11 protein-coding genes are annotated in these 14,488 nt (G+C 65.1%); 9 read left to right on the top strand and 2 right to left on the bottom strand.

Annotated features, from left to right (window positions below; translation table 11 throughout):
• Window positions 1-112: 112 nt before the first annotated feature.
• The 6 genes from DOM54_RS02680 to DOM54_RS02705 all read left to right on the top strand — a co-directional run bounded on the left by DOM54_RS02680 (window position 113) and on the right by DOM54_RS02705 (window position 9,180).
• A complete protein-coding gene (locus tag DOM54_RS02680) occupies window positions 113-2,464 on the top strand; it encodes an FdhF/YdeP family oxidoreductase (RefSeq protein WP_110714850.1) in 2,352 nt (783 codons plus the stop codon).
• Window positions 2,465-2,807: 343 nt separating this feature from the next.
• Window positions 2,808-4,505 (top strand): L-lactate permease, encoded by a 1,698-nt coding sequence (locus DOM54_RS02685; RefSeq protein WP_110714851.1) that lies wholly within the window; start codon window positions 2,808-2,810, stop codon window positions 4,503-4,505.
• Window positions 4,506-4,693: 188 nt separating this feature from the next.
• Complete coding sequence (glcD, locus tag DOM54_RS02690) at window positions 4,694-6,193, top strand: glycolate oxidase subunit GlcD (protein WP_110714852.1); 1,500 nt, start codon at window positions 4,694-4,696, stop codon at window positions 6,191-6,193.
• A gap of 36 nt (window positions 6,194-6,229) precedes the next feature.
• Window positions 6,230-7,381, top strand: a complete 1,152-nt coding sequence (gene glcE / locus DOM54_RS02695) for a glycolate oxidase subunit GlcE (protein ID WP_110714853.1) — start codon at window positions 6,230-6,232, stop codon at window positions 7,379-7,381.
• A 15-nt stretch (window positions 7,382-7,396) separates the two neighbouring features.
• Window positions 7,397-8,662, top strand: a complete 1,266-nt coding sequence (gene glcF, locus DOM54_RS02700) for a glycolate oxidase subunit GlcF (protein WP_110714854.1) — start codon at window positions 7,397-7,399, stop codon at window positions 8,660-8,662.
• A gap of 116 nt (window positions 8,663-8,778) precedes the next feature.
• A complete protein-coding gene (locus DOM54_RS02705) occupies window positions 8,779-9,180 on the top strand; it encodes a GlcG/HbpS family heme-binding protein (RefSeq protein ID WP_110714855.1) in 402 nt (133 codons plus the stop codon).
• A gap of 9 nt (window positions 9,181-9,189) precedes the next feature.
• Here the strand turns inward: DOM54_RS02705 and rluF are convergent, their stop codons facing one another.
• Window positions 9,190-10,233, bottom strand: a complete 1,044-nt coding sequence (rluF, locus tag DOM54_RS02710; protein ID WP_110714856.1) for a 23S rRNA pseudouridine(2604) synthase RluF — start codon at window positions 10,231-10,233, stop codon at window positions 9,190-9,192.
• Between the two features lie 339 nt (window positions 10,234-10,572).
• On the opposite strand from rluF, the gene DOM54_RS02715 reads away from it, so the two are divergent.
• On the top strand, window positions 10,573-11,565 hold the full coding sequence (locus tag DOM54_RS02715) for a Bug family tripartite tricarboxylate transporter substrate binding protein (RefSeq protein ID WP_206018984.1): 993 nt from the start codon (window positions 10,573-10,575) through the stop codon (window positions 11,563-11,565).
• A gap of 101 nt (window positions 11,566-11,666) precedes the next feature.
• Here DOM54_RS02715 and DOM54_RS02720 read toward each other — a convergent pair whose 3' ends face one another.
• Complete coding sequence (locus tag DOM54_RS02720; RefSeq protein WP_110714857.1) at window positions 11,667-12,332, bottom strand: IclR family transcriptional regulator; 666 nt, start codon at window positions 12,330-12,332, stop codon at window positions 11,667-11,669.
• Between the two features lie 131 nt (window positions 12,333-12,463).
• On the opposite strand from DOM54_RS02720, the gene DOM54_RS02725 reads away from it, so the two are divergent.
• Both DOM54_RS02725 and DOM54_RS02730 read left to right on the top strand, forming a co-directional pair.
• Window positions 12,464-13,624: a CaiB/BaiF CoA transferase family protein gene (locus DOM54_RS02725; protein WP_110714858.1), complete on the top strand. Its 1,161-nt coding sequence runs from the start codon at window positions 12,464-12,466 to the stop codon at window positions 13,622-13,624.
• Window positions 13,625-13,638: 14 nt separating this feature from the next.
• Window positions 13,639-14,472, top strand: coding sequence for a citryl-CoA lyase (locus tag DOM54_RS02730; protein ID WP_110714859.1), 834 nt, complete (start codon window positions 13,639-13,641; stop codon window positions 14,470-14,472).
• Window positions 14,473-14,488 lie beyond the last annotated feature (16 nt).

A 14,488-nucleotide genomic window follows, 5' to 3' on the forward strand; every position in this document is an offset into this window, starting at 1 on the left:
ATTCGTTGCCATACTGTTACGGATAGCAGTCATACCGTGAGCCTGCGAGTCACCTTTTCAAGCGGGAGCACGGCGGGTTTACCACCTCAGATCGATCACGAAGGAGTGGATCATGGTACGCCGACTCAAGGACGATGAACTGCACGGTAGCCAAGGCAAACACGATGCACCCGGCGGCGGCTGGCAGTCGATCCAGGCCACGGAGGCACATTTCCTGCGCGAGAAGGTGCCGTTCAAGGGCAACGGCCTGATGTTCAAGATCAATCACCCCGATGGCGGGTTCGAGTGCCCTAGCTGTGCCTGGCCCAACCCGGCGAAACCCGGACCGGCCGAGTTCTGCGAGAACGGGGCCAAGGCGGTCGCCTGGGAAGCTACGGCGGCACGAACCACGCCGGAGTTCTTCGCCAGCCATACCGTTGCCGAGCTGCTCGGCTGGTCGGACCATGCCCTCGAGAAGCAGGGCCGCCTGACCCACCCGATGCGCTACAACCCGGACACCGACAAGTACGATCCGATCGACTGGACGACGGCGTTCCGCGAGATCGGCGAGCAGGTGAAATCCTACGACCCGAAACGGGTCGAGCTCTACACTTCGGGTCGCACCTCCAACGAAGCGGCATTCCTGTGGCAGCTCTACGGTCGGATGCTGGGCACGCACAACTTCCCCGACTGCTCCAACATGTGCCACGAGACGACCACCGTGGCCTTGCCCCAGAGCATCGGCGTGGGCAAGGCGACCACGGTGCTGGAGGATTTCGAACACGCCGACTGCATCTTCCTGTTCGGCCAGAACGCCGGTACCAACAGCCCGCGGATGATGGGCCTGCTGCACGAGGCGCGCCTGCGCGGCGCCGAGGTGATCACGTTCAACCCGCTGCGCGAGCGGGCGCTGGTCAAGTTCGCCAATCCGCAGACGCCCCGGGACATGCTGACCAACCACGGCGTGCCGATCAGCTCGCAGTATCATCAGGTCCGCATCGGCGGCGATATCGCCGCGATCCAGGGCATCTGCAAGCGCATCCTCGAGGTCGACGACGAGGCCCGCGACAGCGGCGGCGAGCGTGTCATCGACCACGACTTCATCGCGATGCACACCGATGGCTTCGAGGCGTTTGCCACTCACTGCCGCCATCTACCGTGGGAGCGAATCGAGCGCCACAGCGGTCTCGAACGGACGGCGATCGAGCAGGCCGCCGAAGCGTGGATCCGTGCCGAGCGCGTGATCTGCTGCTGGGGGATGGGCATTACCCAGCACATCCGTGGCGGCGACAACATCCACCAGATTCTCAACCTGCTGCTGATGGGCGGTCACATTGGCCGTCGCGGTGCCGGCGCCTGTCCGGTGCGCGGCCACTCCAACGTCCAGGGCGATCGGACCGTAGGGATCTTCCACAAGTCCGGCGAGGCATTCCTGTCGAAGATGGACGAAGTGTTCGGCATCGAATGCCTGCGCGAGCACGGCCACGACGTGGCGCTCTGCTGCGAGGCGATTCTGCGCGACGAGGTGGACGCCTTTCTCGGCATGGGAGGCAACTTCTTCCGCGCCATCGCCGACCAGGCTCGCATCGCCCCCCACGTCGAGAACATCCCGCTGACGGTGCAGATCGCCACCAAGCTCAACCGCAGCCACCTGATTCACGGCAAGGCGGCCTACCTGCTGCCGGCGCTGGCAAGAACCGAGAAGGACGTCCAGGCCGGTGTCGAGCAAACCATCACCATCGAGGACGGCATGTGCAATGTGCAAGGCTCCAAGGGCGCGCTCGAGCCGGCGTCAGCGCATCTGCGCTCCGAAATCGCCATCGTCGCCGGCCTGGGCAAGGCAACCTTCGCCCCCAATCCCAAGGTCGACTGGGAGTGGTTGAGCGAGGATTACGCCCGCGTCCGAGACAAGATCGAAGCGACCCAGCCGGAGACGTTTTACGATTTCAATCAGCGACTGCACGACCAGGGCGTTTTCCATCTCGATATCGCCGCCCGCGATCGCATCTGGAACACCGACTCCGGCAAGGCTCACTTCCTGTTCCCCGCCGACCACCTCACCGAAGATGCCTCCGAGCCGGGGGACGCCCATTTCCAGTTGCTCTCAATCCGCGGGCACGATCAGTTCAACACCACCGTCTACTCCTATGACGACCGCTACCGGGACATCTACGGCACCCGCATGGTGCTGATGATGAATCCCGCCGACATCGAGAAGCACGGTTTCGAGGCCGGCAACAAGGTCACGCTGAAGACGGTGAGCGACGATGGCATCGAGCGTCAGGTCTCGGGCTTCAAGATCATCGCCTACGATCTGCCGGAGAACTGTCTCGGTGCCTACTATCCGGAGGTCAACGACCTGATTCCCGTCGGCAACCGGGACAGGCAGAGCAATACCATCGCCGGCAAGTCGATCCCGGTGACGCTTGCGTTGATGAGCACGGAGGCGGTAGAGGCGGAAACCGGCATGCTCGCCACCGATTGATGCCGCGCTCTCGCCTGACTCGCCTTCCCAGCACCGTCGCCGCCTGCCCTCCGGTAGGCGGCGATGTCCATTAGTCGCAACGCAGCGCCCGCCAACGCTCGATATCGTTCCGCCAGCTGGCCTGAAAAGGCTTCACAGTCAGTCATTTGGCCAATACCGGCACCACCTGCCGGCTATTGGTAATACCATTTACCCATGATTGGCAGCTCCTCCGTCTGTGGTTATCTTCCGAGTCAATCGCCGCGACCGGCCTGCGGAGTGGATTGACCGGTTCCGTCGCCACCCGGCGATGACCTTCCTGGCGACAAACGAAGCCGATAATAACGACTCAGGGGCTCTCGATATGGATCACACGCTTCTCTCTCTGTTTGCCTTCCTGCCGCTGGTGCTGGCAGGTGTCTTGCTGATCGGGTTCCGGATGGCGGCACGAACGGCGATGCCGATCGTGTTCGTCGTCGCGGTACTGATCGCGCTGCTGGTCTGGGACATGACCGCGACCCGCGTGCTGGCCTCCACGCTGCAAGGCCTGATCATGACCGTCTCGCTGCTGTGGATCATTTTCGGGGCCATTCTGCTGCTCAACACGCTGAAGCACTCGGGCGGCATCATGGCGATTCGCAACGGCTTCTCCGGCATCAGTCCGGATCGCCGCGTGCAGGCGCTGATCGTCGCCTGGCTGTTCGGTTGCTTCATCGAGGGCGCCTCGGGCTTCGGTACGCCGGCCGCCGTGGCCGCGCCGCTGATGGTGGCGCTGGGCTTCCCCGCCCTGGCTGCCGTGGTTGTCGGTATGATGCTGCAGTCGACGCCGGTCTCGTTCGGCGCCGTGGGCACGCCGATCGTGGTTGGCGTCACCGGCGGCGTGAACCAGTCGGCGATCGCCGAACAGCTCACGGCCAACGGCTCGACCTGGGAAACCTATTTCCGCCTGATCACCTCCGAGGTGGTCATCACTCATGGCATCATCGGCGTGTTCATGCCGCTGATCCTGGTCGTCGTGATGGTGCGATTCTTCGGCGAGAACCGCTCCTGGACCGAAGGCCTGTCGATCACGCCCTTCGCGCTGTTCGTCGGCGTCTGTTTCGTGGTGCCGTCGATGCTGGTCGGCGTCCTGCTGGGCCCGGAGTTTCCGTCATTGCTGGGCGGCTTGATCGGCCTGGCGATCGTAGTGCCGGCCGCACGCAAGGGCTTCCTGCTGCCGAAGGATACCTGGGATTTCCCGGAGCGCTCGAAGTGGCCCGCCGAGTGGCTCGGCACCATCGAGATCAAGGTCGACGACGTCGCCGGCCGCGCGCCGATGTCGACGCTGCGAGGCTGGCTGCCCTACGTCATCGTCGCCATTCTGCTGGTGATCTCGCGCACCATCCCTTCGGTCAAGGCAGGCCTCTCCTCGATCAGTACCGGCTGGAGCAACATCCTCGGCGAGCAGGGCATCTCCGGTAGCGTCGAATGGCTCTACCTCCCCGGCGGCATCATCCTGATCGCGGTGATCTGCACGATCTTCCTGCACCGGATGCGCGGCCAGCAGGTCACGGCGGCCTTTGCCGAGTCCTCCAAGACCATCTTCGGTGCCGGCTTCGTGCTGCTGTTCACCATTCCGATGGTACGCATCCTAATCAACTCCGGCGTCAACGAGTCCGACCTGGTCTCGATGCCGGTCGCCATGGCGCAACTGGTCGCCGATGGCGTCGGTCAGATCTACCCGCTGTTCGCCCCGGCGGTCGGCGCACTGGGCGCCTTCATTGCCGGCTCCAATACCGTCTCCAACCTGATGCTGGCGGCGTTCCAGTTCAACGTCGCCGAGGTGCTCGGCGTCTCCACCGCGATGATGGTCTCGCTACAGGCCGTGGGCGCCGCCGCCGGCAACATGATCGCGATCCACAACGTGGTGGCGGCCTCGGCTACCGTCGGCCTGCTCGGCCGCGAGGGCACCACGCTGCGCAAGACGATCCTACCGACGCTCTACTACTGCCTGTTCGCCGGCATCATCGGGCTGCTGGCCTTCTACGTCTTCGGCTTCACCGACCCGCTCATGGGCAGTTGAGCCCATCCTCCCGGCTGCGGCCGGGAGGATCTCTCTTATGGTCTGACCATTTTCCAACCCATTGGGCTATTGGCTAATGGTCGTCACCGGCGGCCTTCCACAGAATGACCGCATCGCATTGTGGAAAGACCTTCCACAAACCGGATCTTCACCACCGCCAGCGGCACCCGCCCCAGCGAGGAGACGCCATGGAACTGCTTTACGACGAGCGCATCGATGGCGAGATCGCCACCGTCGACAAGTCCGGCCTGATGGCGGCCATCATGGCGGTGGCGCCCAGGCTGACCCTGCTCGACCGCGAAGAGGACCTGCGCCCGTTCGAGTGCGACGGGCTGTCCGCCTATCGCGTGCTGCCGATGCTGGTGGCCATGCCGACGACGCTGGCCGAGGTCGAGGCGTTGATGCGGGTCTGCTACGAGCATGCCGTACCGGTGGTGACACGAGGTGCCGGCACCGGGCTCTCCGGCGGCGCGTTGCCGCTGGAGAAGGGCGTACTGCTGGTGATGTCGCGTTTCAACAAGATCCTGAGCGTCGATGCCGATGCCCGCCTCGCCCGGGTCCAGCCAGGAGTCCGCAACCTGGCGATCAGCGAGGCGGCCGCACCCCATGGCCTCTACTACGCCCCCGATCCCTCCTCGCAGATCGCCTGCTCCATCGGCGGCAACGTAGCCGAGAACGCTGGCGGCGTTCACTGCCTGAAGTACGGCCTCACGGTCCATAACGTGCTGAGCGTGGAGATCGTCACCATCGAGGGCGAGCGCATGACCCTCGGCGGCGAATCGCTGGACACGCCTGGCTACGATCTGCTGGCGCTGTTCATGGGCTCGGAAGGCATGCTCGGCGTGATCACCGAAGTGACGGTGCGACTGCTGCCGAAGCCGGAAGTGGCCAAGGTGCTGATGGCCTGCTTCGACGATGTCGAGCGGGCCGGCAAGGCGGTGGGCGATATCATCGCCGCCGGCTGTATCCCCGGCGGTCTCGAGATGATGGACAACCTGGCGATTCGCGCCGCCGAGGATTTCGTCCACGCGGGCTACCCGGTCGACGCCCAGGCGATCCTGCTGTGCGAGCTCGACGGTGTGGAGAGTGACGTCCAGGCCGACTGCGAGCGAGTCCGCCAGTTGCTCGAGACGGCGGGCGCCTCTCAGATCCGGCTCGCCCGGGACGACACCGAGCGCCAGCTATTCTGGGCCGGTCGCAAGGCGGCGTTTCCAGCCGTCGGCCGCATGTCGCCGGACTACTACTGCATCGACGGCACCATACCGCGACGAGAACTGCCCCGGGTGCTGAAGGGTATCAACGATCTCTCGGCCCAATACGGACTCAGGGTCGCCAACGTCTTCCACGCCGGCGACGGCAACCTGCATCCGCTGATCCTGTTCGACGCCAATCAGCCCGGCGAGCTGGAATCCACGGAAGCGCTCGGCGGCAGGATTCTCGAACTCTGCGTCGATGCGGGCGGCAGCATCACTGGTGAACACGGCGTCGGTCGCGAAAAGCTCAACCAGATGTGCACTCAGTTCGCCGCCGACGAGATCACCCTGTTCCACGCGGTGAAGTCTGCCTTCGACGAACGCCGTCTGCTCAACCCCGGCAAGAACATTCCGACACTGGCACGGTGCGCGGAGTTCGGCGCCATGCACGTCCATCACGGCGAACTGCCGCACCCCGAACTGCCGCGATTCTGATGTCGGCGACGGCATGAGAAACGCAAGGAGATCGCCATGACCCACCTGCAGGACCAGCGGCCGGAGTACACGCCGCCGAACGAGCCCGGCCCCGATACCCTCGCCGGCCGAGACGACAGCGAAGCCCTGTGCGAACAGGTGGCGCGAGCCCAGGCCGAGCGCGCCACGCTGCGCATCGTCGGCGGCAACACCAAGGCGTTCTACGGCCGCCGGGTCGAGACGGCGCAGGCGCTCTCCACTACCGGCCATCACGGCATCGTCCACTACGATCCGGTAGAACTGGTCGCCACCGTCCGCGCCGGCACGCGGCTGGGGGATCTCGAGCGAGCGCTTGCCGACAACGGCCAGCGCCTTGCCTTCGAGCCGCCACACTTCGGCGATGACGCCACCGTCGGCGGCATGGTCGCCGCCGGGCTTTCCGGTCCTCGTCGCCCGTGGACCGGCGCCGTGCGGGATTTCGTACTCGGCGTTCGACTCATCACCTTTGAAGGCAAGCAGTTGCGCTTCGGCGGCGAGGTCATGAAGAACGTCGCCGGCTACGATCTGTCCCGGCTCATGGTCGGCGCCCAGGGGACGCTCGGGGTGCTGACCGAAGTCTCGTTCAAGGTGCTTCCCATTCCTCACGCTCACGCCTGCCTGCGACTCGAACTGCCGCTGACCGAAGCGCTCGAGCGCTTGACGGCCTGGGGCCGCGAGCCGATGCCCATCACCGGCGCCGCCCACGATGGCGAAGCGCTGCACCTGCGCCTCGAAGGTGGCGAGGGCTCCGTCTCGGCGACGCGCCAACGCCTTGGCGGTGAAACGGAAGATCCGCGCTTCTGGTCGCAGTTGCGCGAGTTGCAACTGCCCTTCTTCGGCGTCTTCGATAACGACGCGCATGTCCTGTGGCGCCTGTCGCTGCCGGCATTGGCGCGTACGCCGGCGCTCGACGGTGACTGGCTGGTCGACTGGGCCGGTGCCCAGCGCTGGCTGCGAGTCCCCGCGGAGCACAGCGGCGGTGACGACACGGCGATCAAGGAGGCCGCGATTGCCGCCGGCGGCCATGCCACGCGCTTCACCCCGAACGCCAACGGCGCTTCACCTTTCACGCCCCTGCCACCGGTGCTGGCCAAGTACCACCGCCAGCTCAAGCAACGGCTCGATCCGCAGGCGATCTTCAACCCTGGCCGGCTCTACGCCGAGTGGTGAGGAGACCTCTACCCCATGCAGACCCATTTTTCCGAGGCCGCCCGTGCCAAGCCCCATATCCACGAGGCCGACCGTATTCTGCGTACCTGCGTGCATTGCGGCTTCTGCAATGCCACCTGCCCGACCTACCAGTTGCTGGGTGACGAGCGCGACGGCCCGCGCGGTCGCATCTATCTGATCAAGGAGCTGCTGGAAAGCGACGACGGCGACGATCAGGTCACCCAGGAGACGCAGTTGCACCTTGACCGCTGCCTGAGCTGCCGCAGCTGCGAGACCACCTGCCCCTCCGGCGTCGAGTATCACAAGCTGCTGGATATCGGGCGTGCCGAAGTCGACCGCCGGGTCGGCCGCCGGCCCGGCGAGCGCGCCCTGCGACTGGGGTTGCGCGTTGCGCTGGTCGAGCCCAAGCGGTTCCAGGCGCTGCTGGCCCTGGGGCAGACGTTCCGCCCGCTGGCGCCTCACGACCTGCGCGACAAGATCCCCCCACGCCAGCAGCCTCGCCGGGTGCGGCCCGACCCGACCCGACACGCCCGCCAGATGCTGATCCTGGAAGGCTGCGTCCAGCCCGGCCTGGCGCCCAATACCAACGACGCCACGGCCCGAGTGCTCGATCGTCTCGGCATCGGGGTGAGTCCCGCCCCGGAAGCGGGCTGCTGCGGCGCCATCGACTTCCACCTCAACGCCCAGGCCGCCGGTCGCGATCGCATGCGTGCCAATATCGATGCCTGGTGGCCGCTGATCGACCGGCGCGGCGAGGCGACCTCCTCGCCAGCCGAAGTGGAGGCGATCATCCAGACCGCCAGCGGCTGCGGCGCCTTCGTCAAGGAGTACGGCGAGACGCTCGCCGACGATCCCGAATATGCCGCCAAGGCCAGACGCGTGAGCGAGCTGGCCAAGGATCTGGTCGAGATATTGCGCGAGGAGGACCTGGAATCATTGAATACGAGTGACGCGTCCGCAGGACTGGCGTTCCACTGCCCGTGCACGCTTCAGCATGCCCAGAAGTTGGGGGGCGCCGTCGAAGGCGTGCTCGCCCGACTGGGATTCGATCTCGCACCGGTGCGGGATTCACACCTCTGCTGCGGCTCTGCCGGCACCTATTCGATCACCCAACCGGTCCTGGCCCGACGCCTGCGCGACGACAAGATGGACGCGCTGGAAGCGTCGTCGCCGCAGACCATCGTCACTGCCAATATCGGCTGTCAGAGTCATCTCAACAGCGCCGGACGAACCCCGGTAAGACATTGGATCGAGGTCGTCGACGAAGCGCTCACGGCGTAGCGCCGGCGACTCACTCGAGACCATGCAAGGCCAGCCCGCTACGGCACCCGGCAGGTTGGTTTCTCGCTTTTGCTCGTAGCCCGACGCTACTCTCACGATGAAACTGGAGCCCCACCATGCAGACCAAAGCCGCACTCGAACTCAACGATGTCAATGCCATCCTCGATGCCGCCCAGACCGAAGCCGAAGCCCAGGGCTGGGCAGTCACCATCGCCGTCGCCGACGATGGCGGCCACCTGCTCGGCCTGCGACGGATGAACGGTGCCGCCCCCTTCAGCGCCGGTATCGCTACCGAGAAGGCCCGCAACGCGGCCATCGGACGCAAGGAGACCCAGGTGTTCGAAGAGATGATCAACAATGGCCGCACCGCCTTCGTGACCGCGCCAATGACCGCGCTGCTTTCTGGCGGCGTGCCGGTCATTCACGACGGCCAGGTGATCGGCAGTGTCGGCATCTCCGGGGTCAAGCCGGAGCAGGATGTACAGGTGGCCAAGGCCGGCGCGAAAGCCATTGGCTGAAGCCAACGCCTAGCGCTTCTTACCGCTGCCGCGCGTGCGCTTGGTGGAAGGCGCGCTCGGCTTCCCGCCACGCCCCTTGGCCGCGGACTTGATGCCCGGCTTGCCCTTGGCGCCGGGTTTGCCCTTGGTGCCCGGCTTGCCCTGGGTGCCAGGTTTGCCGCCGCTGGCCGATCTCGCCTTGGGGTGAGGTTTGCCGGCAGCGCCGCTTTTCGGGCCGGAGCGCTTGCCCCGGGAAGGTGTCTTGCCGGCTCCCGGCTGGCGCCCCTTGGTCGCCGGCTTCGCGGCTTTGCCGCTGCGCGCGGGCTTGGCCACCTGTGTCGGCTCGGCCTCGCCACCGGAGTCGCGGGTCAGCGCGATCAGGGTCTCGATCTCCTTCGGCGAGAGATCCCGCCAGTCGCCCAGCGCCAACCCCTTGAGCGAGACGTTCATGATCCGGGTACGGATCAGTTGAGTGACCTCGTAGCCGAAATATTCACACATGCGGCGTATCTGGCGATTGAGCCCCTGTACCAGGGTGATGGTGAACACGAAGGTCGACTCCCTACGCACCTGGCAGCGCTTGGTCACCTGGCCGAGGATGGGGACGCCACGCTGCATGCCCTCGATGAAGTCGTCGGTGACCGGCTTGTCGACGGTCACTCGATACTCTTTTTCGTGATGGTTGTGCGCGCGCAGGATCTTGTTGACCAGGTCGCCATCGTTGGTCAGAAAAATCAGCCCCTGGGAGTCCTTGTCGAGCCGGCCGATCGGGAAGATCCGCGTCCCGTGCTTGATGAACTCGACGATGTTGTCCTTCTCGCTGGACTCGGTGGTGCTGACGATCCCCACCGGCTTGTTCAGCGCGATCAGGACCAGATCCTCCGCCTCCCGCGGCTCGATCTCCTGGCCATTGACCTTGACCCGATCCCCCGCCGTCACCTGGTCACCGGTGGTGGCCCGGCGGCCGTTGATCCACACGTTGCCTTGCTCCACGAAGCGATCGGCTTCACGGCGGGAGCACATCCCGCTTTCGCTGATGTACTTGTTGATACGGGTCGATTGTCGTAACGCCATAAAGGGTCGTCCAGCCAGAAGAAAGGTGACTCAGCATCCGGCCGCGACCGATGGGCCACCAAGAGGATGATGTACCCGGACAGTTTGACGCTTCCTCCGTAACGATAAAACCGGCCGACGTTCGAAAACCGCCTGATGACCTGTCACCGGGTCAGGATTCGGTCTCCCGCTCGGGACGCTCGAGCCGGCCTCTCGTCTAAAATTCTACCAAACAGAACAATATATCTACTGACGATATTCTTTAGTCGCAATTGACGGCGTCGGGATTGACCCGACAACTCGGCGGCCCTAATTTCTACTGTCGCAACACGTTCTATAAAAGAGAATAACGGAGACGCCATGAAACTGTTGTCCTTGAAGCCTTCCGCGCTGTGCCTCGCACTCTCGCTGGCGACGCTGCCGATGCTGGTGCAGGCAGCCGGTCCGAGCGGCAAGATCGACTGCATCGCCCCTGCCAATCCTGGCGGCGGCTGGGACTTCACCTGCCGCAGCGTGGGTCAGGTCCTGAGCGAGATCGGTGCCATCAACGGCAGCGTACAGACCACCAACATGCCGGGTGCCAGCGGCGGTGTCGCGTTTTCCCACGTGGTCACCAAGCGGGCCGGACAGAACGACGTCATCGTCTCGGCGTCGACCTCGACCACCACCCGCCTGGCCCAGCACCAGTTCCCCGGCATGGATGCCGACATGGTCAACTGGGCCGGCACCGTCGGCGCGGATTATGGCGTGATCGCCGTGAGCAAGGACTCCCCCTATCAGAGCCTCGAGGCACTGCTGGACGCGATGGAGGAGAAGCCCTCCAGCGTCAGCTTCGCCGGCGGCAGTGCCAGCGGCGGCTGGGATCACCTCAAGGTGCTGATGATGGCGCGCGCCGACGGCATCCAACCGCTGAACAAGATCAAGTATCTGCCGTTCGACGGGGGTGGCGAGGCGATGACCCAGGTCGTCGGCGGTCATATCGACGCCTTCTCCGGAGATGCCTCGGAAATCCTCGGTTTCGTCGAATCCGGCGACCTGCGGGTACTCGCCGTGCTTGCCGAGGGTCGTCTACCCGGTGCGCTCAGTGAATTCCCCACCGCCAAGGAACAGGGCGTGGATGTCGAAGGCATCAACTGGCGCGGGTTCTACCTGCCGCCGAAACTCTCCGACGAGGATGTGGCCTGGTGGGAAGAGACGCTGCACAGGGTCTACGAGAGCCCGGAGTGGAAGGAAGTCATGAGCAAGAATGGCTTGATCCCCTTCGACCGCAGCGGCGAAGCCTTCAAGACGTACGTGCATCAGCAGATCGCCGATATCGAGGAGATCTCCAAGGAAGTCGGCCTGATCCAGTAAGCCGGCACCGCAGTTCGGGTGGCTCATCGCTTCGAGCCATCCGAACCACTGATGCCAGCTCGCGGGCACGGCCGCACGGACGGCCCCATCCTCCCAGTCTCTCAGGAAGCCCGTAATGCGCGCGGCCACTGGCGTTCGAGACGCGGCGCATATTGGGACAGCAGCGGGACATGGCGATCCTTGGCCGCCAGGTTGAAGCGCTCGCTGGGGCCCGATAGTGCCAGCGCGCCCATCAGTTCCCCCTCGCCGTTATAGATACCGATGGCCGCCGCCGACAGCCCGGCCTGGCGCTCGCCGCTCGACACCGCAACCTGACCGCGAGGGGTTTCGTAATTGAGCACCCGCCCGGCGGCACCGCGCCCCAGCGGCAGTCTCACGCCCTCTTCCAGGTGGTGCCTGACCTCCAGCCGGCCGTTCTCGCGCAACCGGCAGATCCGGTGATCGCCATCGCGGACATAGAAGGACGCCGTCTCCTCGCTGGCGTCGCGCAGCGACTCGAGTATCGGTCTTACCAGATTCTCGAGCTGCGGCCCGTCACCCGCCAGCGGGGCCAAGCGCGAGACCGCCGGGCCGACCCGGTAGATGCCGCGTTCGTCGCGGGTGACATAGCCGAAATGCTCAAGCGAAGCCATCAACCGCAGGATAGTGCTCTTGTAGAACCCCGAGGCGTTGGCGAGTTCGGTCAGAGAGAACTCTCGCCGCTCCTGGGAGAAAGCTTCGAGCAGCGTCAGCGCTCGCTCGACGGCTTCGACACGTCGCTGGGCCATGGAACGCTCCTTTCGATCAGGGTCAGTAGGACTTGAACTAATGGCGAATGTTGCGACAGACAAAACGGTATTGCAACTCGTCCAAGCGAATCATATTCTCTCTAAAAGAAACCGTTTCATCAGGAGAAACAATGTCATCACCACTGACCGGTTATCGGGTGCTCGATCTGACCAATGTGCTGGCCGGGCCGTTCTGCTGTCACCAGTTGGCTCATCTCGGCGCCGAAGTGATCAAGGTCGAGCGGCCCCAGGGTGGTGACCTGGCGCGCCAATTGGGCGCCGATCCCGCACTCAACAGGGAACTGATGGGGGTCTCGTTCCTGGCCCAGAACGCCGGCAAGCGTTCGGTGACGCTCGACTTCAAGCGACCTGACGATCGTGACGCCTTCCTGGCGCTGGTGGCGACGGCCGACGTAGTGGTCGAGAACTTTCGCCCTGGCGTCATGCAGCGTCTCGGGCTCGGCTTCGAGACATTGCGCGAGGCCAACCCCGAGCTGGTCTACTGCGCGATCTCCGGCTTCGGCCAGGATGGGCCGCTGGCCAACTATCCGGCCTACGACCAGATCATCCAGGGCATGGCCGGGGTGATGAGCATTACCGGCGCACCCGACAACGCGCCCTATCGGGTCGGCTATCCCCTGGCCGACACGGTCGGCGGCCTGACCGCCGCGATGGCAATCAATGCCGCCCTGGCCGAACGCCCGCGCAAGGCGCACTTCGTCGATATATCGATGCTCGAGTCCGTCCTCGCCACCATGGGCTGGGCAGTCTCCAACCTGCTGATCGCAGGCAAGCCGCCGCAGCCCCTGGGCAACGACAACGTCACCGCCAGCCCCTCCGGCACCTTCGCCACCGCCGACGGGCTGATCAATATCGCCGCCAACAAGCAGGAGCAGTTCGAAGCGATCTGCCACCTGTTCGAACACCCTGAATGGCTCACCGACGCCCGCTTCGCCCAGCGCCAGGCACGCCTGGAGAACCGGCAGGCGTTGAGCAACTGCCTCGAAGCGGTACTGAAACGAAAGACGACCGAGTACTGGTGGCCACGACTGGTCGAGGCCGGCGTGCCCGCCGGCCCCGTCTACAGCGTCGCCGAAGCCTTGGCGCACCCCCAGGTTCGCGATCGCGGGCTGATCGAGCGTTTCGACACCAGTAGCCTCGGGCGGCCGCTGGACGTGGTCAGCGGCGGATACCGTTTCGACGGCCAGTCGCCTCGCGTCGCCTCGCCACCGCCCCGGCTCGGCCAGGACAACGACCTCCTGCTGCCCACCCACGCCGCCAACGACGAATAAACCGGAGATACCTCATGACCGATACCCACACCCCGGAATATCAGGCCCGGCAGTGGTGGAAAACCGACATCATCGATATGCGCCCCGGCGAGATCCGCTATCGCGGCTATCCCATCGAGGAGCTGATCGGCAACGTCGGCTTTGCCGACATGGTCTGGTTGATGACTCGCGGCGAGCTACCCACCCGCGCCCAGGCCGCGTTGCTGGAAACGGCATTGATGAGTGCAGTCGACCATGGTCCTCAGGCACCCAGCATCGCCATCGCCCGGATGGCAATGACCTGCGGCAGCAGTCTCAACAACGCCATGGCCTCCGCGGTCAACGTGCTCGATGACGTCCACGGTGGCGCCGGCGAGCAGGCCGTCGAACTCTACCAGTCGATCCTCGAGTACCAGATCGGCGGGCACCCTCTGGAGATAGCGGTTCAGGAAGGCATCGCCACCTGGCAGCGCGAGCGCACCCGGATCATTCCCGGCTTCGGCCACCGCTTTCATCCGGTCGATCCCCGCGGGCCACGACTGCTGCAACTGGTCGAGGAAGCCGCGGAACGCGGTGAGGTGGACGGTAATTTCGTCGCTATCGCCCGGGAGGTCGAGCGCCAGCTCATCGCCATGAAGGGCAAGCCGATTCCGCTCAACATCGACGGCGCCACCGCCGTCATCTACGCCGAGCTGGGCTTCCCGGCCCCGCTGGCTCGCGGCTTGTTCTGCCTCTCCCGCTCGGTGGGCATTCTCGCCCACGCCTGGGAGCAACAGTGCCAGGGCGGGCGCAACAAGGGCCCAATACCCAAGGGCTGGCTGTGGCCCTATGGCGGCCCCGCAGCGCGCCCAGTGCCGGAGCGGGGCTAGCCTTTCTCGACCGGCG

Origin of the sequence: Salinicola acroporae (assembly GCF_003206615.1) — a bacterium.
In the GTDB taxonomy this organism is placed as follows: domain Bacteria; phylum Pseudomonadota; class Gammaproteobacteria; order Pseudomonadales; family Halomonadaceae; genus Salinicola; species Salinicola acroporae.

Coding starts and splice junctions, on each gene's coding strand:
- DOM54_RS02680 (WP_110714850.1), top strand. CDS start 113: ATGGTACGCCGACTCAAGGACGATGAACTGCACGGTAGCCAAGGCAAA.
- DOM54_RS02685 (WP_110714851.1), top strand. CDS start 2,808: ATGGATCACACGCTTCTCTCTCTGTTTGCCTTCCTGCCGCTGGTGCTG.
- glcD (WP_110714852.1), top strand. CDS start 4,694: ATGGAACTGCTTTACGACGAGCGCATCGATGGCGAGATCGCCACCGTC.
- glcE (WP_110714853.1), top strand. CDS start 6,230: ATGACCCACCTGCAGGACCAGCGGCCGGAGTACACGCCGCCGAACGAG.
- glcF (WP_110714854.1), top strand. CDS start 7,397: ATGCAGACCCATTTTTCCGAGGCCGCCCGTGCCAAGCCCCATATCCAC.
- DOM54_RS02705 (WP_110714855.1), top strand. CDS start 8,779: ATGCAGACCAAAGCCGCACTCGAACTCAACGATGTCAATGCCATCCTC.
- rluF (WP_110714856.1), bottom strand. CDS start 10,233: ATGGCGTTACGACAATCGACCCGTATCAACAAGTACATCAGCGAAAGC.
- DOM54_RS02715 (WP_206018984.1), top strand. CDS start 10,573: ATGAAACTGTTGTCCTTGAAGCCTTCCGCGCTGTGCCTCGCACTCTCG.
- DOM54_RS02720 (WP_110714857.1), bottom strand. CDS start 12,332: ATGGCCCAGCGACGTGTCGAAGCCGTCGAGCGAGCGCTGACGCTGCTC.
- DOM54_RS02725 (WP_110714858.1), top strand. CDS start 12,464: ATGTCATCACCACTGACCGGTTATCGGGTGCTCGATCTGACCAATGTG.
- DOM54_RS02730 (WP_110714859.1), top strand. CDS start 13,639: ATGACCGATACCCACACCCCGGAATATCAGGCCCGGCAGTGGTGGAAA.